Source organism: Rhodococcus ruitaii (assembly GCF_055230935.1).
The window spans coordinates 230137-251674 of record NZ_JBUYWC010000008.1 but is presented as its reverse complement, the minus strand read 5'-3'; the positions used below and the strand labels follow the sequence as shown (position 1 = coordinate 251674).

Sequence of the window (21538 nt, the reverse complement as noted above, 5' to 3'; positions counted from 1 at the left end):
GGCCGGAAAGTGGTGCAGGTCACCGAATTCCGTGTCGGAGGCGGGGATGTCCAGGCGATTTGCCTTTCGTTTCCCCGCTCGTGTAGCTTTGTTCTTGCAACGCGGGGTGGAGCAGTTCGGTAGCTCGCTGGGCTCATAACCCAGAGGTCGCAGGTTCAAATCCTGTCCCCGCTACCATGAAGGTCCGGAACGGTCATGGCCGTTCCGGACCTTTCTTTTGCCCGTCGAGGGGAAAGAGGCTGAGGGGTCATAGGCCCGAAAAGAAGGATCGATGATCGACCCGGTGCGACGAAGCCCTCGCCACCTGCAGCGGTGGCGAGGGCTTCGCTCCATCCCCGATGGGCCTCCGAAGAACTACTTCAGTTCGGAGGACGACTTGCCGAGTACTCGGCGGGCCACGATCAGCTGCTGGATCTGCTGTGTGCCCTCGAAGATGTCGAGAATCTTCGAATCACGTGCCCACTTCTCCAGCAACGGACGCTCCGAGTATCCGTAGGTGCCCGCGAGCTCGACGGCTTTGAGCGACACGGCGGTACCGGTGCGACCGGCCTTCGCCTTCGAGATCGACGCCTCGAGCGAATTCGGCTTCTTGTTGTCGGCCATCCACGTCGCCCGCAATGCGAGCAGGTAGGCGGCTTCCCAATCTGCTTCGAGCGCGAGGAATTCGGCGGCAGCTGCGTGCTGGTTGTTCGCCGGAATGTCGTAGCTGACCTCGACGCCTGCCTCGGACAGGATGCCGCGTAGCTCTTCGAGTGCGGCACGACCGAGGCCGATCGCCATTCCGGCGACGATCGGGCGGGTGTTGTCGAAGGTCTGCATGACCCCCGCGAACCCCTTCTCGACGTTGACCTCGGGCGACCCGAGGACGTTGTCCTTGGGTATGCGGCAGTCCTGGAACAGCAGCACCGCGGTGTCGGATGCCTTGATGCCGAGCTTGTGCTCGAGCCGGGCGACACTCAGCCCGGGAGCGTCGCGCGGGACGACGAACGACTTGATCGCGGCCCGGCCCTTCGTTTTGTCCACCGACGCCCACACGACGACGTGGGACGAACGCTCGCCGGAAGTGACGAAGATCTTCTCGCCGTTGAGGACCCACTCGTCGCCGTCGAGGACGGCGGTGGTGGTGACGGCGGCCGAGTCCGACCCGAAGCCGGGTTCGGTGATGGCCATCGATGCCCACGCCTTGCCGAAACGTTCGAGTTGCTCGTCGGTCGCGACCGCTGCAAGAGCCGAGTTGCCGAGGCCTTGGTACGGGATGGACAGCGTCAACCCGACGTCGCCCCAGCAGGTTTCGATGACATTGAGGAGTCCGGCCATGTTGCCGCCGTTGGCATTGTTGCCGCTGGGCTCCTTGGCTTTGTCGTCGCGTCCGAGTGTCGCGCCGGCAGCGCCCTGCCCGGAATCGTTGAGCGCCTCGACCATTGCCGCCATCGTGTCGAGTTCCACGGGGTACTCGTGTTCGGCGAGATCGTACTTGCGGGAGACCGGCCGGAAGATCTCGGCAGCGACCTGGTGGGCCTGATTCGCGGAAGCCTTGAGCTTCTTGGGAAGTTCGAGATTGATCATCACAGGTTCCTTGTGTGTGTCCGGGCCGCTCAGACGAGGACGACGCCCTCGGCGACGCCGATGGCGCGCAGGTCGCGGTACCAACGCTCGACGGGATGTTCCTTGGTGAAGCCGTGGCCGCCGAGCAACTGGACGCCGTCGAGGCCGATCTGCATTCCCTTGTCTGCCGCGAGCTTGCGGGCGAGCGCGGCCTCGCGGGCGAACGAGAGGCCCTGCTCGGCCCGGGCAGCGCCGCGCAGTGTGACGAGTCGCAGTCCGTCGAGTTCGATCTTGATGTTCGCGACCATGAACGCGACTGCCTGACGGTGGCTGATCGGCTCGCCGAATGCCTCCCGCTCGTTCACGTACGGTACGACGTAATCGAGGACAGCTTGGCCGGTGCCGATGGCGAGCGACGCCCAGCCGAGACGCGACAGCCGCACTGCGTCGGCGTACTGCTCTGCGCGGACGTCCGGTTTCTCGTCGCCGAGCAGGGCCGATTGTGGCACTGCGACATCCTCCAGCAGGAGACGGCCGAGTCCGGCGGCCCGCAGGCCCATGCTCGGGTCGGCTTCGATGACGACGCCCTTGTTCTTGGCCTCGACGATGAAGAAGGCCGGCTTGCCGTCGAGTTCCGCGGCCACGATGAACAGTTCGGCGCTGCCTGCTGCCGGAACGAGGGCCTTGACGCCGTTGAGCCGGTACCCGCTCGGGGAGCGTACGGCCTTCGTGTGCAGCGCGAACGGGTCGAACAGTGCGCGGGGCTCGGCGATGACGACGGATGCCTGCGGAACATCTTCGCCGGCGAAGGCGGGCAGGTAGGTCTTCTGTTGCTCGTCGGTGCCCCACTCGGTCAGTGCTACGGCGACGCCGCTCGGCGCGAGGATCGGCAGTGCGAGACCCATGTCGCCGTGCGCGAGAGCTTCGGCGACCAGGCTGTTGGTCACGACCCCGCGTTCGGTGGCGGCGCCGTCGAACGCCTCGGGCACGTTGACGAGCGTGATGCCGAGTTCGGCAGCGCGTGCGAGCAGGTCGGCGGGCGCGGCTGCAACCTCGTCGGCGTCGCGCGCGGCCGGACGCAGGATTTCGCCGGCGAACTCACGCACCGTCTCCGCGATCATCTGCTGGTCGTCGGTGGGGGTGAGATCGAAGTAGTCGGCGTTCTTCGCGGTGGAGAGACGCTCGGGGCCCTTGCCTCCGGACACCTTCTTGAAGGTGCGGGTCGCGGCGCCGAGGGTTTTGAAGCCGGTTTTCGTGGACTCGTACGTCACGCGGTCGATCGTCTGCCGGAAGTTGTAGCGGTCGGCGAGTTCGGAGCCGGTGATCCGCGTGAGCACGCGCATCGCTGCTCCCATCGCGTCCCGCTTGATCGGGTTGAGACCGACGGCGGACGTGTCGCGGGGGGTATTCCGGGCCACACTGTCTTGCTTGCTCATGATCACCAGAAGTTTCTTGTATCGGAGCGGACGACCACCAACCTTACTCTGGAGTAAGGTTGGTGTCTACTTCCAAGTAGGTCCACGTGAATTCGGCACGTCGAGACCGCCCGCACTGCAGGTGAGGCGCAGTGCAGGCGGTCTCGGATGAGGGTCAGGAATTCAACCGGGTGAGGACCTGGTCGTGAAGCGAGGTGTTGGTTGCGACGGCACTTCCGCCGTGCGGTCCCGCCGTGCCGTCGAGATTCGTGAACACACCACCTGCCTCGCGGACGAGTACGTCGAGCGCCGCCAGATCCCACAGTGACACCTCGGGTTCGAGGGCGATCTCGAGCGCGCCCTCCGCCAGGAGGCAATAGGAGAAGAAGTCGCCGTACGCGCGCACGCGCCACACCTCATCCGTCAGGGCGATGAACCGATCGCGGATGTTGCGGTCCTTCCAGCCCGACAGGCTCGAGAAGCTCAACGAGGCCGACCCGAGCGAACGCACGTCGGAGACGGTGATGAGGCGCGGCTCTCCGCCGTCGTGCGACGTCCACGAGCCGAAGCCCGAGCAGGCCCACCACCGGCGGTTGAGCGCCGGAGCGCTGATCACGCCCACGACCGGCACCCCGTCGACGAGCAGCGAGATGAGGCTCGCCCACACGGGCACGCCCCGCACGAAGTTCTTGGTGCCGTCGATCGGATCGACCACCCACTGCCGCCCTTCGAATACCGGATCACCCCCGAACTCCTCGCCCAGGATTGCGTCGCCCGGTCGCTCGGAGGCGAGTGTGCCGCGGATCAGACGTTCCACCGCGAGATCGGCGTCGGACACCGGCGTCAGATCGGGTTTGTCATCGACTTTCAGATCCAGCGCGCCGAAACGGTCGCGGGTGAGTGCGTCGGCGGCGTCGGCGAGGCGCAGAGCGAGATCGAGATCGGCGGTGTAGTCGGTGGCCATGCGTCAGACGCTATCCGCTAGCCGGTAGCCTAGAGAATCGTGCACCCCGATGTTTCCGCAGACCTGGCCGAGCTCGCTACGACCCTCCAGACAGTGGAGTCGGTTCTCGATGTGGAAGAACTCCGTCGTCGAATCGACGAGCTCGAACACCAGGCCGCGGATCCCGACCTCTGGAACGACCAGGAACACGCCCAGCAGGTCACCAGCCAGCTCTCCCACGCACAGAGCGAACTGCGTCGAGTCGAGGAGTTGCGGCAGCGTCTCGAGGATCTGCCGGTGCTCTACGAGCTCGCCGACGACGAAGAGGGTGACGCCAAGGCATCCGCGCTCGCCGACGCCGACTCCGAGCGCGAGAGCCTGCGCACCGATATCGAGGCGATGGAGGTGCGGACGCTGCTGTCGGGCGAGTACGACCAGCGCGACGCACTCGTCAACATCCGCGCTGGTGCCGGTGGAGTCGATGCCGCGGATTGGGCCGAGATGCTGATGCGCATGTACATCCGCTGGGCCGACAAACACGGCTACGGTGTCGAGGTCTACGACACCTCCTATGCCGAAGAAGCCGGCATCAAGTCGGCCACCTTCGCGATCAAGGCGCCCTACACCTACGGGACCCTGTCGGTCGAGATGGGCACGCATCGGCTCGTCCGCATCAGCCCGTTCGACAACCAGGGCCGGCGGCAGACATCGTTCGCCGAGGTCGAGGTGCTGCCGGTGGTCGAGACGACCGACCACATCGACATCGACGAGAACGACGTCCGCGTCGATGTGTACCGTTCGTCCGGCCCGGGTGGGCAGTCGGTCAACACCACCGATTCCGCCGTACGCCTGACGCACGTCCCCACCGGCATCGTCGTCACTTGTCAGAACGAGAAATCGCAGCTGCAGAACAAGGTCGCGGCAATGCGCGTCCTGCAGGCGAAGCTCCTCGAGCGCAAACGTCAGGAAGAGCGCGCCGAGATGGATGCGCTCAAGGGCGACGGCGGAAGCTCCTGGGGTAACCAGATGCGCTCCTACGTGCTGCACCCGTACCAGATGGTCAAGGACCTGCGCACCGAGTTCGAGGTCAACAACCCGTCCACAGTGCTCGACGGCGACATCGACGGTTTCCTCGAAGCCGGGATCCGCTGGCGGATGAGCGAAGAACAGCGGGCGTGAACCAGTAGGTCCGGGACCTCGTATGTCCTGGCTCGGGTCTGCCTCCGGAGGGGAGGAACTCTGTTTCCTACGGAAACCCTGCTGAACTGGGTTACCTCCAAGGGCTTGCTGATTGCCCTGACGATCCTGGGCTCCGTCATCATCGCGCGGTTCGTGGCGTGGGTCGGTGACCGGGTGACTCGACGGATCGATGATCGCTACCGGCTGTCCGAGGATCTGGTGCGCTCGGAGGCCACGAAACATCGGCATTCGGTGGCACAGGTCGTCACCTGGATCGTGATCGCGTTCGTGTACATCATCGCGACGCTCAAGGTCTTCGACTACCTCAGCCTGCCGATCGGCTCTCTCGTTGCCCCGGCCACCGTGTTGGGTGCAGCGCTCGGTTTCGGTGCGCAGCGCATCGTTCAGGACATCCTCGCCGGCTTCTTCATCATCACCGAACGCCAATACGGTTTCGGCGACACGGTGCAGATCTCGGTCACGGGGTCGTCCGAGGATGCTGTCGGGACCGTCGAGGACGTCACCCTTCGTGTGACGCGGGTCCGCAGCACCGCAGGTGAGGTGATCACCGTGCCCAACGGCCAGATCAACAAGGCCATCAATCTGTCGAAGGATTGGGCACGTGCTGTTGTCGATGTGCCCATCCCGGTCAGTGCCGACATCGGTGTGGTCAACGACATCCTCCGAGATGTCGGCATCGCCGCCTACGAGGAACCGCGGGTGCGCGAACTCCTGCTGGACCAGCCCAGCGTCATGGGTGTCGAGAGCCTCGAGGTCGACCAGGTCAGTGTGCGTATGGTGGCCCGTACCCTGCCGGGGAAGCAGTTCCAGGTAGGTCGCCTGCTGCGTGCCCGGATCGCCGGCGCCTTGCGTGCGAAGGGGATCACGGTGAGCCCGCAGCTCGACACCGTGAGTGTCGTCGAACGATCGGAGGAACCGTGACGGACGACCAGGGTTCCCGCCGCGTACGGATCCCGACCCATGTGTTCAACGGGCGTGTCCGCACCGGCACCATCGTGCTGTGCCTGGTGTGGCTCGCGCTCGGGGCGACGCATCTGTTTCTCAACCAGCCCGAGGACGCTCCTGCTGGTGCTGTGTTCATCTCCGAGACCCCGTACGTCCCCTACACGCCGTCCGAGAACACCTCCGAGCAGTGGTATCCGACGACCACGGAGGCTGCCCCGACAGGTTCGCCCACCGTCACGACGACACCGGGAGAGACGCCCACGACGCAGGGCGACACGCCCACACCCGATACCGGTACACAGCAACCCACTGTCACCACGACCGATGCGAATCCTTTCCGATTGCCGGTGATTCCGGGACTCCCGGGTTTCGATGGAGAATCGGGAACGGAGCAGACCGGGGAACCGGGACAGTAGGTCACTTTCGGGTAACGGCTAGCATGGCGTCGTGATCCGCCTGGAAAATGTGTCCAAGTCCTACAAGACGTCGACCCGGCCCGCCCTCGACGGCGTGTCCGTCGAGGTGGGCAAAGGGGAGTTCGTCTTCCTCATCGGGCCGTCCGGGTCCGGCAAGTCGACATTCATGCGCCTTCTGCTGAGGGAGGAGACCCCCACCGGCGGCGAGATCCACGTCGCGGACTTCCACGTGAACAAACTGTCGGCGCGACGTGTACCGAAACTGCGCCAGAACCTCGGTTGCGTCTTCCAGGATTTCCGCCTGTTGCAGCGCAAGACCGTGGCGGAGAACATCTCCTTCGCGCTCGAGGTCATCGGCAAACCCCGTTCCGTGATCGAACGCACCGTGCCCGAAGTCCTCGAACTGGTCGGATTGTCCGGCAAGGCGGGGCGTTTGCCCACTGAACTCTCGGGCGGTGAGCAGCAGCGTGTCGCGATCGCCCGGGCATTCGTGAATCGGCCGCTGGTACTGCTGGCCGACGAGCCCACCGGCAACCTCGACCCCGAGACCAGCCAGGACATCATGCTGCTTCTCGAACGCATCAACCGCACCGGCACCACCGTGCTCATGGCCACCCACGATCACCACATCGTGGATGCGATGCGGCGGCGCGTCGTCGAACTCGACCTGGGCCGGGTGGTCCGCGACGAAGCCCGTGGTGTGTACGGCGTGGGTCGCTGACCCGGTCGTCCGTTCCGAGACCCGTCTATCCGGCAACCGAAGGACCTTGACTTCCCATGCGCGCCAGTTTCCTGTTCAGCGAGGTCAGTACCGGCCTGCGCCGCAATCTCACCATGACCGTCGCGATGATCCTCACCACCGCGATCTCGCTCGCGCTGTTCGGCGCGGGTCTGCTGGTCGTCCAGATGGCAGGCAAGACTCAGCAGATCTTCCTCGACCGCGTGGAGATCCAGGTGTTCCTGACCGAGGACATCTCGTCGCTCGATCCGGACTGTGAGCAGGACATCTGCAGTACGCTCCGCACCGACCTCGAGAACACCGAGGATGTCGTGTCCGTGCAGTACCTCAGCCGCGACGACGCCGTGGTGGACGCGACCGATCGCGTCTTCGCCGACCAGCCGGAGCTGGCCGAGTTGGTCAGCCCAGAGAGCTTTCCTGCGTCGTTCAAGGTGAAGATGTCGGATCCGTCGAGTTTCGCGATCATTCAGACCGATTTCGCGGAGCGGCCAGGTGTGGACAGCGTCCTCAATCAGCAGGATCTCGTCGAGCGTCTGTTCGGAGTACTCGGGGGGATCCGGAACGCGGCGTTCGCGATCGCGACGATCCAGGCCGTCGCGGCGATCCTGCTGATCGCCAACACGGTGCAGATCGCCGCGTTCACTCGTCGCACCGAAGTAGGAATCATGCGGCTCGTGGGTGCCACCCGTTGGTACACCCAGCTTCCGTTCCTCGTCGAGGCCGTCGTTGCTGCGATCATCGGTGCCGGCCTCGCCATCGGGGGGTTGTTCGCTGCCAAATCGCTGTTCCTCGACGACATGCTCGCCGAGGTCTACGGCGCGAACATCGTTGCGAGGATCACCGACAGTGACATTCTGCTCGTGTCGCCGTTCCTCGTCCTCGTCGGCGTCGGTATGGCCGCGATCACCGCGTACGCGACGCTGCGCCTGTACGTGCGTGAATAACGATTTGTGCGGGTTCCTATGCTGGAGTGTGTTCTTGTTCGACCGATGTGAACCTGAAAGGCCTGCACGTGAAGGAAAAGGGCCGGAAGGTCATCGCCACGAACCGTAAGGCGCGGCACAACTACGCCATCCTCGACACGTACGAGGCGGGCATCGCGCTTGTCGGTACCGAGGTGAAGGCCCTCCGGGAAGGGAAGGCGTCACTCGTCGACGCGTTCGCGACGGTCGACGACGGTGAGGTGTGGCTGCGCGGGTTGCACATCCCGGAGTACGGGCACGGCACCTGGACCAACCACACCCCGCGTCGAACCCGCAAGCTGTTGTTGCACCGGCGCGAAATCGATGCGTTGGTCGGCAAGACTCGCGAGGGCAACCAGACGTTGGTCCCGCTGTCGATGTACTTCTCCGACGGCAAGGTCAAGGTCGAGTTGGCGCTCGCCAAGGGCAAGCAGGACTACGACAAGCGCCGGGATCTAGCTCGCCGTACTGCCGAACGTGAGGTGACCCGCGAACTCGGCCGACGGGTGAAGGGAATGCGCTGACCGGATGGTGTGATCGGAATCATTCGGACATTGCGAAAACGGGAATGACATAGCGTGTACATGGCGTTAATGTAGGTAGTCCTGCGAACGTCGCAGGCGCGTACGGGGCTGAACGGTTTCGACTACGTACGTTGAGTCAAGGGAAGCGTGTCGGTGCAGGCAAGAGACCACCGTAAGCGTCGCTGCAACCAATTAAGCGCCGATTCCAATCAGCGCGACTACGCTCTCGCTGCCTAAGTAGCGAAGCGTGTCTGTCAGTCCGATCTCGCCCTCGGGTCGGGTACTGGCATCAGCTAGAGGGCTTCACCTACCGGCTCGGTCACGGAGTCGGATGGGACATCACACAGTGACTGGGATCGTCATCACGGCTTGTTCGCGAGACCGGGAGATCCAAGCAGAGACATAGCGAACTGCACACGGAGAAGCCTTGGCGAGGCGGCGGAGGACCCGGGTTCGATTCCCGGCAGCTCCACCCTCAGGCCCCCGATCTGGACACCAGGTCGGGGGCCGTTTTTCTGTATTGGGCCCGATCTGCCGACGTACCGGAGTCCCGTTCGGTTGCCGCACTGCCGGTGCTGGGGATATCACCGGGGATTGCCCAACTCGCGCGATGGCGCCCCCGCCCGGGCAAGATGGTCACCACACGTGTTCGACGAGGAGGACCCATGGCGCACGAACGAGCCGGACAACCGGCCGCACCCGAGGATCTGGTGGACCTTGCGCATCTGGTGACCGCGTACTACACGGTTCGACCCGACCCCGAGAACCCACTTCAACAGGTGGCCTTCGGAACTTCCGGGCACCGCGGATCCAGTCTCGACGCGGCCTTCAACGAACAACACATCCTCGCCACCACCGCTGCCATCGTCGAGTACCGCGCAGCGCAGGGCACGACCGGGCCGCTGTTCCTGGGCCGCGACACACACGCCCTGTCGGAGCCCGCATGGACGACCGCGCTCGAGGTCCTGGTCGCCCACGACGTCGCGGTGGTGATCGATTCGCGCGACCGATACACACCGACGCCGGCGATCAGCCATGCGATCCTGCGGCACAATGCCGGCGTCGGAGCGTCCGCAGACGGCATCGTCGTGACGCCGTCGCACAACCCGCCCCGCGACGGGGGTTTCAAATACAACCCGCCGCACGGCGGACCCGCCGACACCGACGCCACCTCCGTCATCGCGGCTCGTGCCAACGAACTCCTCGCGGCGGGTCTTGCGGGCGTCAAGCGTGTACCGGCGGCCGACGCGATGGCAGCGGCCGGTCGCTACGATTTCCTCGGCACCTACATCGACGACCTCCCGAACATCGTGGACATCGACGCTATTCGGGCGGCCGGCCTGCACATCGGAGCCGACCCGCTCGGCGGAGCGTCGGTCGACTACTGGGGTGAGATCGCCGACCGGCACCGCCTCGACCTCACCGTGGTCAACCCGCTCGTCGACGCCACCTGGCGATTCATGACACTCGACACCGACGGCAAGATCCGGATGGACTGCTCGTCACCCAATGCGATGGCGTCGCTCATCGGCGCTCGCGACAAGTACGATCTCGCGACCGGCAACGACGCGGACTCGGACCGTCACGGCATCGTCACTCCCGACGGCGGCCTGCTCAATCCCAACCACTACCTCGCGGTGGCCATCGACTATCTCTTCCGAAACCGGCCGGGCTGGCCCGCGGGCAGTAAGGTCGGCAAAACGCTGGTGAGTTCGTCGATGATCGATCGTGTTGCGTCGGGGATGGGACGTGACTTGCTCGAAGTACCGGTGGGCTTCAAGTGGTTCGTGCCGGGTCTGCTCGACGGCAGTCTCGGATTCGGGGGAGAAGAGAGCGCGGGTGCTTCTTTCCTGCGTCGCGACGGCTCGGTGTGGTCCACCGACAAGGACGGCATCGTGCTGGCTCTGCTGGCCGCCGAGATCACGGCGGTCACCGGTGCGACGCCCTCTGCGCGGTACGCCGAACTTGCCGGCCGGTACGGAGCTCCGGCCTATGCGCGGGTCGATGCACCGGCCACGCGCGAACAGAAGGCGATTCTCGCGAAGCTGTCGCCGGAGCAGGTGAGCGCCACCGAACTTGCGGGTGAGAAGATCACCGCGACACTCACCGAGGCGCCCGGCAACGGCGCGGCGATCGGCGGACTGAAGGTGACGACCGAGAACGCATGGTTCGCGGCACGCCCGTCCGGCACTGAGGACGTGTACAAGATCTACGCAGAATCGTTCAAGGGCCCCGAGCACCTCGCGCAGGTGCAGGATGCGGCGCGGGAACTGGTGTCGTCGGTGCTGGGCTGACGGCGGGCGGCACGTCGGGCTCGAACCCGGCCTGGTCGTGCGCGTCGCTAACATTGCCGCATCATGCGTACACGTGAGGTGGCTCTGCCGCGGGAAATCTGGGTTCTGGTTGCGGCGAGTTTCGTCATCGCCCTCGGTTTCGGTCTCGTCGCTCCCGCTCTGCCGCAGTTCGCGCGGAGCTTCGACGTGGGTATCACCGCAGCGACGGTCGTCATCTCGGCGTTTGCCTTCATGCGGCTCGCGTTCGCGCCGGCCAGCGGCTTGCTCGTCCAGAAGCTCGGCGAGCGACCCATCTACATCACCGGCGTGCTCATCGTCGCTGTGTCGACGGGGGCGTGTGCCTTCGCGCAGACGTACTGGCAGCTCCTGGTCTTCCGAGGGCTCGGCGGGATCGGCTCGACGATGTTCACCGTCGCTGCCTTGGGGTTGCTCGTGCGGATCGCACCGCCCGATGCGCGCGGCCGTGTGTCGGCGCTGTATGCGACGAGTTTCCTCCTCGGCAACATCACCGGGCCGCTCCTCGGCGGGGCTCTTGTCGGGCTCGGGCTGCGTGCCCCGTTCCTCATCTACGCGGTCGCGCTGCTCGTGGCGGCCTCCGTAGTCGGGATCAGCCTGCGCAAGTCGCATCTGGCGCAGCCGGCTTCGGGCGACGGTGCTCCGGTGATGCGCCTACGTACCGCGCTCCGGTCGTCGACCTATCGGGCGGCACTGACCTCGAACTTCGCCAACGGCTGGGTGGTGTTCGGTGTCCGCGTCGCGATGGTCCCGCTGTTCGTCGTCGAAGCCCTGAACCAGAGCGAAGGAATCGCGGGTGTCGCACTGACCGCATTCGCGGTGGGCAACGCGATCGTGCTGGTCAAGTCCGGCGCGTGGTCGGACAGGTACGGTCGGCGCCCGTTCGTTCTTGCGGGGCTCGTCGTCTGCGGTGTGAGCACCGTCGTGATGGGGCTGTCCTCCGACCTCACGGTGTTCCTGATCACGTCCTTCGTGGCAGGCATGGGGTCGGGCCTGATCAACCCGTCGCAGCAGGCCGCGATCGCCGATGTGGTGGGCAGCAAGGCGCGCGGGGGTCCGGTGCTCGCCACGTTCCAGATGACCTCGGACGTCGGGGCCGTGATCGGCCCGATCGTCGCGGGCATGATTGCCGAGCGATGGTCCTATTCGGTGGCGTTCGGCGTGACCGGCGCGATCATGTTGGCGGCGACGATTCCGTGGGTGCTGGCACGGGCGCCACGTCAGGATGCGCCGATCGTCGAACCGGTCGCCGAGAAACCTGTGACAGGGGATACGGAGCGCTGACCGTTTCGTCTGTACTGTCGTCCGCGTGTGGATTCGCATCGTCTCCGTGGCGGCGCGGCTGGGCCTGGCCGCGGTCTGGCTGATATCCGGGTGGATCAAATTCTCCGATCCGACCCAGACCGTCGTTGCGGTGCGCGCCTATCAACTTCTTCCCGGCGACCTGGTCAGGCCTGTGGCCGCGGTACTCCCGATGGTCGAACTGGTACTCGGACTGTTGCTGCTGGTCGGACTGGCGGTGCGACCGGCGGGCGTGTTGTCCGCGCTGACGCTCGTGGTGCTGATCGGTGCGATCGTGTCGGCCTGGAGCCGGGGATTGTCCATCGACTGCGGATGCTTCGGGGGCGGCGGCGTGGCAGAAGGTATAGATGGTGGTGATTACGCCCGCGAGATTGCCCGCGATGTGGGTTTCCTCGCGCTGTCGGTGTGGTTGGTTGTGTTTCCGCGCACACCCCTTGCGCTCGGCCCGCGGTCCCGGGCCGATCTCAGGACGAACTCAGGCCCCGGTGGCACAGTGAAGCCGGATTATTCACCGATCAACGAAGGACAGCATTCGTGAGTGCGAAGAAGATCAAGCCGGTCAAGTACTCGCCGGAGCCGACATCGAACACATCCACCTACATCCTGGGTGGTATCGCGGTCGTGATCATTGCGGTACTCGTCATCGGCGGAGTGCTGTGGCAGTCGGGTAGCACCGAGTCCCGCAACGACGGGTACGGCGCCGTCAGCAACAGCGCCGTAGAGGTGTCCCTCGACGACGACGGCACGATCCTGCTGGGGTTGCCGGATGCCGCGACTACCATCGACGTCTTCGAAGATCCGATGTGCCCGTACTGCGCCGAACTCGAACACAGGCACGGACAAGAACTGGCACAGGAGATCGACGAAGGGTCCATCGCGGTGCGCTACCACATCCTCGCGTTCCTCGACCGATTGTCCGGCAGCGGCGACTACTCGACCCGGGTCGTGGCAGCAAACCAGTGTGTCGCTCAGACCGGTGACGCGATCGCGTTCTCCGCATTTCACAATGCAGTGTTCTCCCCGGACAATCAGCCCGCGGAAGGCGGCAGCAGCGATCACAGCAACGAGCAGCTCGCGCAGATGGCCCGCGATGCCGGAGCATCCGAAGACGCGGTGTCGTGCATCGCGGACGGTGCTCGCGTCGAGCAGGCCGCGGAGGCTGCTGAGGCGGGTCGTCAACTGCTTGCCACCACGGGCGCTGCGGGCACTCCCGCCGTCATCCAGAACGGAACCGTCATCGATGCGTTCGGCAACGACAACTGGGTGTCCGAGCTCGCTGGCTGACCGGCCGGGGCGGTGACGGGCACTCGTGCTCATCATCGCCCTGACCAGGCGATTTGTTGGCTCAAAGACCGATGGTGTAGTTTTTCTTTCAGTGCGCGAAGGGGTCACCCTGGTCGCGGAGAAAAGAATATGGGGCTATGGCGCAGCTGGTAGCGCACCACACTGGCAGTGTGGGGGTCAGGGGTTCGAGTCCCCTTAGCTCCACCGGGAAACGAAAGAACCTTGTCACTCGTGATCGAGAGACAAGGTTCTTTCGTTGTGTGACCGTCTCTCAGTCGAGGTGTCCTTTCAGTCGAGATGGCCTCACCCGTGATTCGCAGCGGGAGCGTCCGTGGGTGTGCCGGAGGGTGATCGGCTGGCGTTCTCCCGCCCAGGAGAGGTGTCAACGCCGGAGTAGGGCCCGGAGGCCGGCATCGGTGATGGCTTCGTTGTCGACTCGGTGGGTCGCGTGGAGTGATGCGTAGAGCGGCGCAATCGCGCTGTCGACAGCGGTTGCTCGCTCATCGTCTGCCACCGGGGTTGTCGTGGCGCACCCGATCACGAAGTTCGACAGTGTGTAGGCGTCGCCGAGGGGATCTGCCGAGCCGTCCTCGGCCAGGAGCGCGCACATACGCTCGGACAAGCGCAGATAGCTGGGCCCTCTGGGGGCGCGCATGGCGATCACCTGGCAGGCCCAGGGGTGCTGAACAAGGTGGCGGTAGTAGGTGAGCATCAGGGCGTGCAATCCGCTGTGGTCGACGGCGTCCTGAAGCCGGGTGTCGTGACCGAGCGCAGCGTCGAGCGCGAGGTCGAACAGATCGTCGACCGACGTGACCCTCGAATACAGGCTGGCCGGGGCGACATCGAGTCGGAGTGCCACTGCGCGGATGGTGAGCGCGCGTAGACCACCCTCGTCCAGTAGGTCGACGGCGACGTCGGCGATCTCGCGCACATTCACGGCGCGCGTCCTGCGGACGGGTTTGCGATGCTCCCAGTAGCTCACACTTCTCACCTTATCCGATCTATGTTAGCTTTATAAACGTGTTGTGCGACAGACTTCTTCCGCTTCGCAGCGACCGGGCGGTGGTGCGTGCGATGCGTCCGAGCGACGCAGGCGCATACGTCTCGGGTACTGCAGACCCTTCGGTGCGCCGGTTTGCGCACCTTCCGGAGCCGGATTACACCGAGGAGTCGGTGATCGCGCTGATCGAGGGGACGATCCGTGAAGGACTGGAGCGCGGCGACCTTGCGGTGCTGACGATCGGCGACCCCGTCACGGACGACTTCGCCGGCAGTCTTGTGCTGTTCGGTGTCGAGGAGGCCGCTGTCGAGGTCGGCTTCTGGGTGCATCCCGCGCACCGGGGCAAGGGGATTGCTGAGGCCGCACTCGCTCTCTCAGTCGAATTCGCCAGAAGAAGTGGGTTCACACGGGTCACCGCTCGCACTGTTCCCGAGAACCAGGCATCTCAGCGGGTACTCGAACGATCTGGTTTCGTTCACGGGGAAGCGACACGTGATGTTGCTCCGTCGGGGCAGGAACTCGTCTTGCTGCACTACCTGCGTGACATCGAACCGATCACACTGTTCCCCATGGAGACGGCGCGGCTGCGGCTGCGGCTGCACGAACATGCCGATGCGTCGGCGTTGCAGCACATCTACAGTCGCGGCGATGTTGCCCGGTATCTGCTCGATGAGCCGTGGTCGGAAGCAGACGCCACGCGCCGCCTCGGTGAACGGATGGCGAAGACCGGCGTTGATGCTGGAGGTGCTGTCGCACTGATCATCGAGCACGACAGTGCGGTCATCGGTGACGTGCAGCTCTGGCCTACCGACGTAGCGGGTCGAGTCGCTGAGATCGGCTGGGTGCTCGACCCGGCGTACGGCGGCAGAGCCTTTGCGACCGAAGCCGTGCAGGCCGTGCTCCATCTGGCGTTCGGCCGGTACAAGCTTCATCGGGTCACGGCTCAGATGGATGCCCGCAACGGCGCCTCCGCTCGACTCGCGCAGCGCGCCGGAATGCGGCAGGAAGCGCATCTGCGACAGGACTGGTGGAGCAAGGGTGAGTGGACGGACACGCTCATCTACGGCGCACTGTCCACTGACCCGGTCGGTCGGTAGCATGTGCCCATGCTCCCGCCGAGCGCTCGCAGCGCTGAGCATCCTGACCTTCCCGAGTTCATGACATGGGACGAATTGGAGGAGTTGCCCTACGAGGTCGCTTCGCGGATCGAGTTGTGGGATAGGCGAGTGGTGTGGCTACGCCGGGGTCCTGGCGAGCACCAGACGGCGATGCGTCGCGTGACGAACGAACTCGAGCGCTGTGCCCGCAGCGATATGGTTGAGCATCCAGAGGGGTGCTGGCGGGTGAATCTCGAGACCAATGTCTTCTTCGGGCACACCGGCAAATCCGACTTCGTCACCCCCGACTTCCTGGTACATCGATGCCTCCCGCCGGGCTCCGATGTGCGGGCAGGCGATACCGCCCTCGTCGGTGAGGTGCTCTCACCGTCGAACACACCGGGAGACGTCGAAGCGAAGAAGGCACGGTACTCGAGCGCTGGCATTCCCTCATACTGGGAGGTCGAACTACTACAGGATCTCACCGGTATCGGAGCCCTGCGTGTGTATGTCCTCGAAGTCGGCCACGCAGAACTCCCCGCGCGAGTACGGCCGCTCCGGTCCGCGAATTACCTGCTTGCAGGGCAGTGGGGGCCGGGGGCAGTGTCCGGCATTTCTTTCCCGTATCCGTTCCAGATCGAGATTTCCTGGTCGTCGCTGGCATTCTGATCGTCTGGCAGACCGACCGTTCGCGCACTGACGTTCCACACTGCGAGCGCTGCCACTGGTGATCGGAAGAGAGACGATACCGGCCGATATCGTGGGGTGGTGAGTACCGCACTGCCTCGTCCCGAGATTCTGATCACCGACCTGCGGGACGCGCTGGTAGGCCCGCTGACCGAGATCGGTCAGCGGTTCTCGGTGCTGATCGACGCATACGTTCCACACAGCGCTCTCGTGGTGTTCACACGCGAGTGCACCGGACGGCCACGCAAGGTGGCCGGCGATCCCGCGATCGTCGATCGGGTCACGATCGCGGAACTCGACCGTATCCGCACCGAGCTGACGGCAGGCGAGATCCGGCGCGGTCCGGCACGGGTCGCGGGGCGAGACCGGGACGTGTGCGTGATGCTGGATCGCACCGACACCCTCCTCGTTCTGGTACCGCATGGAGCTCGGGCTTCCGCGGCGTCCCTCGAACTGGTGCGGTCGCTGTTCACGATCGTCGCGACCGGAATCCAGCTCCAGGTGCACAGTGCCAGCCCCGCGTACCTGGCGGAGTCGAGGGCAGCGTCCGCGGAGCGTGCGCGTACCGTCGCCGAGCTCACGGAAGCGCACGCTGTCACGCTCGAAACGATCCTGGCGACGCTGCGTTCGAAGGATCTCGACGACGCTCGTGCGCGCGCCACGGCACGCGACACCGCGACGGGTGCGTTGATCGCGTTGCGCTCGGCGGTCGATGCACACCGTGAGCTGGCGGAGGAGGCGGTGACAACAGCGTTTGCCCGGATGCACGGCGAATTGCGGACGCTTGTTCGGCACCGAGATCTCGACCTGGAGATGGTGGCGCCACCCGGCCACGGACGCGCCCTTCCCGGTGAGGTCGCGCACGCTGCCCGCGCGCTGGCCCGCGGGGCCGTCCTCGCTATGTCGGCGCAGAGCGAAGTCACGCGTATCCGAGTCGCGTGGAGCTGTGACGGCGCGCACTTGGGTGTCGACATTCGGGACGACGGCAGAGGTGAGGCCGACGCCGCCGAACTCGAACGTCAGCTACGTGACCGGGTCGAAACGATGGGCGGCACCATCGAATCCGAGTCGACGGACGGATGGGGGTGCCGCGTGAGTGCGTCACTGCCCTTGGATCTTCCGGTCGGGCTGACCGACGGTGCCGCGGTGGACGCCTTGGCCGGGCTCGGCGCTCGCGAGATCGAGGTACTCGAACACCTCGTGGCGGGACGACGTAATCGGGTGATCGCCGAACGCCTGGGTGTCAGTGAATCCACGGTCAAGTTCCATGTTGCGAGCCTGCTGCGAAAACTCGATGTCAGTACCCGCGGCGAGGCAGCGGCACTCGGTGCCGAGGCGGGTGTCAAAGCTGCGGGCTGACGTCGGAGTTCGTGACGAGGGCAGATCTCACAGGTGGCACCTCAGGCCGCTGCAGGTTGCCGCGGCGTCGTGGTGCTCGTCGGGTTCGGTGCTGTGGTCGTCGTGGTGGAACCCGAGACCTGCGGCTCGGGTGAGGTCACGCTGCCGTCACCCGCCGGTGGAGCCTGCGTGGTCGTCGTGGGTGCCGGGGTCAGCCCGGGTGCCGGGATGTCGAGTCCCTCGGACGGTGCAGTTGCCGGGTCGGTCGCGCCGGGAGCGGGGACGGTGAGCGGGTCCACCGGTGCGGCGGTGTCGACAGGTGCGGGAACCCCGGCCTCCGGCAGTGGTGCGGTGCCCTCTGTGGAGGTGACGGTGTCGGTCGCGGCAACCTCGGTCGGCGAGCTGGTGGCCGTGGTCGAGGTGGTCTCGACCATGAGCGCCTCATCACCTGCGATACCGAGCTTCGCGGTGTTCGGGTCCACGTCGGTCTTCACGGACTCACCGTTCTTCGCCTGTTCGGCGAGGTGAGTCAGCCATGCGGCCGCGTACTCGGCGGAGGTCAACGGCTTGCCTTCGCCGTTGTCGCGCCAGTAGTCGAAGTGGTGACCGGTATCGGGGCCGAGAGTTTGCTGGTACGGATCGCTCAGCGCCACCTGGAGAGTGTTCTGGTTGTCCTCGATGAATCCGACGACCTCCTTGAGGAGCTTCTCCGGCAAGTACGCCAGGTTCGCGAGACGGTCGGCCGGGATCGGCTCCTCGGTGCTCTCGGTGCCGTCAGCTGAGACATTCTTCACCGCGGGGTCGTTCGGAACGTACGCCGGATCCGACACCTTGATCAGGACATCGAGGAAGGTCTCGTCCGATCGCATCCACTCGTCGTTCGCGCTGATGTCTGCGAGAGCGGCAAGGGCCACACCACTGAGCACCTGGGCGACGTTCATTCCGGTTTCCGGGGTGAGTCCGTCACGCTGCAATGCATCGATGTTGAGCTGCCGGCCGACGTTGATCGCGAGCTCCAAGAGCGCGATATTCTCAGGTGCCGAGCAGGTCAGATCTCCTTCGGAGCAGAACGACGCGACCTTGCCGTCGAGCGCACCGAACCCGCCCCCGGTACCCGGCAGAGCGCCACTCCCGGACGCGCTGTCGTTCCCGTCCTGGTACTCGCGGTCGAATCCGTCGGGATTGCGGTACTCGTTCTCGGCGCCCGGGAACGGGCCCTCACCTGCCCCGCGACCGGCATCTGCGAGGATCACCACGCCGACGACGGAATCGGGGTCGATGATGTCGTACGACCCGTCCTCGTTCGGTTTCTGGTTGCCGATCTCCTGGGCTGCCCGACGCGCGACGTCGGCGCCCTGGCTGTATCCGACGATGGCGAACTTCGTGTCGGGGCACGAAACCTGGATGGCCTGGATGATCGTCTTGGTGTTCTCGACGCCCCCGTTGACGGCATCCTCGTAAGAGTCCATGTGAGCCGGGTAGTCGACGTAGACGGCCGCGTAGGATTCGTCACCCACAGTGTCCCGCGGTGCATTGACAACCGGGTCGACCCAGTGACTGTGGTAATCGTCCGACAGCGCTGCGGGCAGCGTGGTCCCGTCCGGCGTGACCAGCATCTTGCTCTGGTCGCGCGGCGCGTCGCCCCTGCCACCGAGCGAGATGGTCACCATGTCGTAGCAATCCTGTGTCGACACCACGAGTGCGGGGTCGGCGGTGGTGGGCACGTTGGGCTGCGCCACGGTGACCGCGACGATGGCCGCGACGCCGAGTGTCACAGGAGCCAGGATGCCGGCGAGAATCCGGCGTCGGGACGACGAGTTACGAGTTGCCATGGGTTATTACCAATCCGATCTCACCAGTCGGAAAATCCGGGCGGGAATTGCGAGCGGGTCAACACAGACGTCGCCGGAACCGACTGCGGCGTTACAAATCGATCGGTACTCCACATCGACCGGCGTTGTATCCCCACGATTTGTCCGACGACCACCACAGGCTGTTCGTTCGGACAGGTAGGTCTCGTCGTTCGAACAGGTCCAGAGAGTCGCGGCGGTGGATAGGGTCGTGTGGGAGCCCACCCAGGCTCCCGCCACAGTCACGAAGGAGACATCACCATGTCGCAGACAGTCCGAGGAGTCGTTGCACGCGCGAAGGGTGCTCCCGTCGAGGTCGTGCCCGTCGTCATCCCTGATCCGGGACCGGGTGAGGTGGTCGTCGCGATCGCGGCGTGCGGTGTGTGCCACACCGACCTGCACTACCGCGAAGGCGGCATCAACGACGAGTTCCCGTTCCTGCTCGGCCACGAAGCGGCCGGCGTCGTCGAATCCGTCGGTGTCGGCGTCGACTCGGTGGAGGTGGGGGACTTCGTCGTTCTGAACTGGCGCGCCGTGTGCGGTCAGTGTCGTGCCTGCAAGCGTGGTCAACCGCAGTACTGCTTCTCGACGTTCAACGCCACCCAGAAGATGACCCTCGAGGACGGCACCGAACTGTCGCCGGCGCTCGGCATCGGCGCATTCGCCGACAAGACGCTCGTCCACGCGGGGCAGTGCACCAAGGTCGATCCGACCGCCGATCCGGCAGTCGTGGGACTGCTCGGCTGCGGCGTGATGGCAGGCCTGGGCGCTGCCGTCAACACCGGCGGAGTCACCCGCGGTCAATCCGTCGCCGTCATCGGTTGCGGCGGTGTCGGTGATGCCGCGATCATGGGTGCACGGCTCGCGGGTGCCGGCACGATCATCGCGGTAGACCGCGACGACACGAAGCTTGCATGGGCCACCGATCTCGGCGCCACCCACGTGATCAATTCGACCAGCGTCGATCCGGTGGAGCGCATCCAGGAGATCACCGGTGGTTTCGGCGCCGACGTCGTCATCGACGCGGTCGGTCGTCCCGAGACCTACAAGCAGGCGTTCTACGCCCGCGACCTCGCGGGCACGGTCGTGCTCGTCGGTGTGCCGACCCCCGACATGACCCTCGAGATGCCACTGATCGACTTCTTCTCGCACGGTGGGTCGCTCAAGAGTTCGTGGTACGGCGACTGCCTGCCCGAACGCGACTTCCCGACCTACGTCGACCTCTATCAGCAGGGACGGCTTCCGCTCGAGAAGTTCGTCACCGAGCGCATCGGCATCGACGACGTCGAGAAGGCCTTCGAGACGATGCACCACGGTGAAGTCCTGCGTTCGGTGGTGGTGTTGTGAGCGCGACGAGCCCGATCAGGGTCGACCGTGTCGTCACCTCGGGCGTGTTCGCGCTCGACGGCGGCGAGTGGGAGGTCGACAACAACATCTGGCTGGTCGGCAACGACGACGAGGTGGTGGTGATCGACGCAGCGCACACCGCGCAGCCGATCATCGACGCCGTCGGCCACCGTCGGGTGGTGGCGATCGTGTGCACGCACGCGCACAACGACCACATCACCGTCGCTCCCGAGTTGTCCGAGAAGCTCGACGCGCCGATCCTGCTCAACCCGGCCGACAACATGCTCTGGGAAGCCACCCATCCGGGGGTCGCGCACGGCACGCTCGAGGACGGCGACAGAATCAGGGTTGCGGGCACCGATATCCAGGCGATCTCCACGCCCGGCCATTCGCCGGGCTCGACCTGCCTGTATCTGCCGGAAGCCGGGGAACTGTTCACCGGCGACACCCTGTTCTCGGGTGGGCCCGGCGCGACGGGTCGCTCCTTCTCGGACTTCCCGACGATCATCGGATCGATCCGCGACAAGCTGTTCGTTCTCCCGGCGGAGACGACGGTGCACACCGGGCACGGTGACGGCACCACGATCGGTACCGAATCGCCGCACCTCGAGGAGTGGATCAGGCAAGGCGGCTGA

Annotated in this window: 20 protein-coding genes, 2 tRNA genes and 1 other RNA gene; 18 read left to right on the top strand and 5 right to left on the bottom strand. The window is 65.3% G+C overall.

Translation table 11 applies throughout. The annotated features are described in order from the left end of the window. Positions 1-100: 100 nt before the first annotated feature. Positions 101-177: transfer RNA gene (locus ACZI8W_RS12590), tRNA-Met, on the top strand. A 177-nt stretch (positions 178-354) separates the two neighbouring features. Here ACZI8W_RS12590 and ACZI8W_RS12585 read toward each other — a convergent pair. The 3 genes from ACZI8W_RS12585 to hisN form a co-directional block, all read right to left on the bottom strand. Further along, positions 355-1566, bottom strand: coding sequence for an acyl-CoA dehydrogenase family protein (locus ACZI8W_RS12585; protein WP_463368819.1), 1212 nt, complete (start codon positions 1564-1566; stop codon positions 355-357). A gap of 29 nt (positions 1567-1595) precedes the next feature. Then, positions 1596-2987: an acyl-CoA dehydrogenase family protein gene (locus ACZI8W_RS12580; protein ID WP_463368818.1), complete on the bottom strand. Its 1392-nt coding sequence runs from the start codon at positions 2985-2987 to the stop codon at positions 1596-1598. A 148-nt stretch (positions 2988-3135) separates the two neighbouring features. Continuing rightward, positions 3136-3924, bottom strand: coding sequence for a histidinol-phosphatase (gene hisN / locus ACZI8W_RS12575; protein WP_463368817.1), 789 nt, complete (start codon positions 3922-3924; stop codon positions 3136-3138). A 39-nt stretch (positions 3925-3963) separates the two neighbouring features. On the opposite strand from hisN, the gene prfB reads away from it, so the two are divergent. The 12 genes from prfB to ACZI8W_RS12515 all read left to right on the top strand — a co-directional run bounded on the left by prfB (position 3964) and on the right by ACZI8W_RS12515 (position 13788). After that, complete coding sequence (gene prfB / locus ACZI8W_RS12570; protein WP_463368816.1) at positions 3964-5082, top strand: peptide chain release factor 2; 1119 nt, start codon at positions 3964-3966, stop codon at positions 5080-5082. A gap of 105 nt (positions 5083-5187) precedes the next feature. Then, the gene (locus ACZI8W_RS12565) at positions 5188-6024 is read left to right on the top strand and encodes a mechanosensitive ion channel family protein (RefSeq protein WP_463368815.1); all 837 of its coding nucleotides are present in this window, start codon (positions 5188-5190) and stop codon (positions 6022-6024) included. Further along, positions 6021-6464: an Rv3103c transmembrane domain-containing protein gene (locus tag ACZI8W_RS12560; RefSeq protein ID WP_463368814.1), complete on the top strand. Its 444-nt coding sequence runs from the start codon at positions 6021-6023 to the stop codon at positions 6462-6464. The genes ACZI8W_RS12565 and ACZI8W_RS12560 overlap by 4 nt, the downstream gene beginning before the upstream one ends. A 31-nt stretch (positions 6465-6495) precedes the next feature. Then, positions 6496-7185, top strand: coding sequence for a cell division ATP-binding protein FtsE (ftsE, locus tag ACZI8W_RS12555; protein ID WP_463368813.1), 690 nt, complete (start codon positions 6496-6498; stop codon positions 7183-7185). Between the two features lie 56 nt (positions 7186-7241). Then, positions 7242-8147, top strand: a complete 906-nt coding sequence (gene ftsX, locus ACZI8W_RS12550) for a permease-like cell division protein FtsX (RefSeq protein ID WP_463368812.1) — start codon at positions 7242-7244, stop codon at positions 8145-8147. 68 nt (positions 8148-8215) lie between these two features. Beyond that, entirely contained in the window at positions 8216-8689 is a 474-nt protein-coding gene (gene smpB / locus ACZI8W_RS12545) for an SsrA-binding protein SmpB (protein WP_463368811.1), read from the top strand. Positions 8690-8793: 104 nt separating this feature from the next. Beyond that, positions 8794-9164: a transfer-messenger RNA gene (gene ssrA / locus ACZI8W_RS12540) on the top strand. A 190-nt stretch (positions 9165-9354) separates the two neighbouring features. Continuing rightward, positions 9355-10983 (top strand): phosphoglucomutase (alpha-D-glucose-1,6-bisphosphate-dependent), encoded by a 1629-nt coding sequence (gene pgm / locus ACZI8W_RS12535; protein ID WP_463368810.1) that lies wholly within the window; start codon positions 9355-9357, stop codon positions 10981-10983. 63 nt (positions 10984-11046) lie between these two features. After that, positions 11047-12282: an MFS transporter gene (locus tag ACZI8W_RS12530; protein ID WP_463368809.1), complete on the top strand. Its 1236-nt coding sequence runs from the start codon at positions 11047-11049 to the stop codon at positions 12280-12282. A gap of 25 nt (positions 12283-12307) precedes the next feature. Then, positions 12308-12838 (top strand): MauE/DoxX family redox-associated membrane protein, encoded by a 531-nt coding sequence (locus tag ACZI8W_RS12525; protein ID WP_463368808.1) that lies wholly within the window; start codon positions 12308-12310, stop codon positions 12836-12838. Beyond that, a complete protein-coding gene (locus tag ACZI8W_RS12520) occupies positions 12835-13584 on the top strand; it encodes a DsbA family protein (protein WP_463368807.1) in 750 nt (249 codons plus the stop codon). Before ACZI8W_RS12525 ends, ACZI8W_RS12520 begins: the two co-directional genes overlap by 4 nt. Positions 13585-13715: 131 nt before the next feature. Then, positions 13716-13788: transfer RNA gene (locus ACZI8W_RS12515), tRNA-Ala, on the top strand. 178 nt (positions 13789-13966) lie between these two features. Here the strand turns inward: ACZI8W_RS12515 and ACZI8W_RS12510 are convergent. Beyond that, positions 13967-14566 (bottom strand): TetR/AcrR family transcriptional regulator, encoded by a 600-nt coding sequence (locus ACZI8W_RS12510; RefSeq protein WP_463368806.1) that lies wholly within the window; start codon positions 14564-14566, stop codon positions 13967-13969. Positions 14567-14604: 38 nt separating this feature from the next. Between ACZI8W_RS12510 and ACZI8W_RS12505 the strand changes: the two genes are divergently transcribed. The 3 genes from ACZI8W_RS12505 to ACZI8W_RS12495 all read left to right on the top strand — a co-directional run bounded on the left by ACZI8W_RS12505 (position 14605) and on the right by ACZI8W_RS12495 (position 17727). Beyond that, positions 14605-15681 (top strand): GNAT family N-acetyltransferase, encoded by a 1077-nt coding sequence (locus ACZI8W_RS12505; RefSeq protein WP_463368805.1) that lies wholly within the window; start codon positions 14605-14607, stop codon positions 15679-15681. A 9-nt stretch (positions 15682-15690) separates the two neighbouring features. After that, positions 15691-16350, top strand: a complete 660-nt coding sequence (locus ACZI8W_RS12500) for a Uma2 family endonuclease (RefSeq protein WP_463368804.1) — start codon at positions 15691-15693, stop codon at positions 16348-16350. 99 nt (positions 16351-16449) lie between these two features. Next, complete coding sequence (locus ACZI8W_RS12495) at positions 16450-17727, top strand: helix-turn-helix transcriptional regulator (RefSeq protein WP_463368803.1); 1278 nt, start codon at positions 16450-16452, stop codon at positions 17725-17727. A 41-nt stretch (positions 17728-17768) separates the two neighbouring features. Here the strand turns inward: ACZI8W_RS12495 and ACZI8W_RS12490 are convergent, their stop codons facing one another. Beyond that, positions 17769-19538, bottom strand: coding sequence for a cutinase family protein (locus ACZI8W_RS12490; protein ID WP_463368802.1), 1770 nt, complete (start codon positions 19536-19538; stop codon positions 17769-17771). Between the two features lie 279 nt (positions 19539-19817). On the opposite strand from ACZI8W_RS12490, the gene ACZI8W_RS12485 reads away from it, so the two are divergent. Together ACZI8W_RS12485 and ACZI8W_RS12480 are read left to right on the top strand one after the other, a co-directional pair. After that, the gene (locus tag ACZI8W_RS12485) at positions 19818-20903 is read left to right on the top strand and encodes an S-(hydroxymethyl)mycothiol dehydrogenase (protein ID WP_463368801.1); all 1086 of its coding nucleotides are present in this window, start codon (positions 19818-19820) and stop codon (positions 20901-20903) included. Continuing rightward, entirely contained in the window at positions 20900-21538 is a 639-nt protein-coding gene (locus ACZI8W_RS12480) for an MBL fold metallo-hydrolase (protein ID WP_463368800.1), read from the top strand. The genes ACZI8W_RS12485 and ACZI8W_RS12480 overlap by 4 nt, the downstream gene beginning before the upstream one ends.

Excerpts from the sequence above, each read along its gene's own strand:
- ACZI8W_RS12585 (WP_463368819.1), bottom strand. The coding sequence starts at position 1,566 with ATGATCAATCTCGAACTTCCCAAGAAGCTCAAGGCTTCCGCGAATCAG.
- ACZI8W_RS12490 (WP_463368802.1), bottom strand. The coding sequence starts at position 19,538 with ATGGCAACTCGTAACTCGTCGTCCCGACGCCGGATTCTCGCCGGCATC.
- pgm (WP_463368810.1), top strand. The coding sequence starts at position 9,355 with ATGGCGCACGAACGAGCCGGACAACCGGCCGCACCCGAGGATCTGGTG.
- ACZI8W_RS12485 (WP_463368801.1), top strand. The coding sequence starts at position 19,818 with ATGTCGCAGACAGTCCGAGGAGTCGTTGCACGCGCGAAGGGTGCTCCC.
- hisN (WP_463368817.1), bottom strand. The coding sequence starts at position 3,924 with ATGGCCACCGACTACACCGCCGATCTCGATCTCGCTCTGCGCCTCGCC.
- ftsX (WP_463368812.1), top strand. The coding sequence starts at position 7,242 with ATGCGCGCCAGTTTCCTGTTCAGCGAGGTCAGTACCGGCCTGCGCCGC.
- ACZI8W_RS12530 (WP_463368809.1), top strand. The coding sequence starts at position 11,047 with ATGCGTACACGTGAGGTGGCTCTGCCGCGGGAAATCTGGGTTCTGGTT.
- ACZI8W_RS12500 (WP_463368804.1), top strand. The coding sequence starts at position 15,691 with ATGCTCCCGCCGAGCGCTCGCAGCGCTGAGCATCCTGACCTTCCCGAG.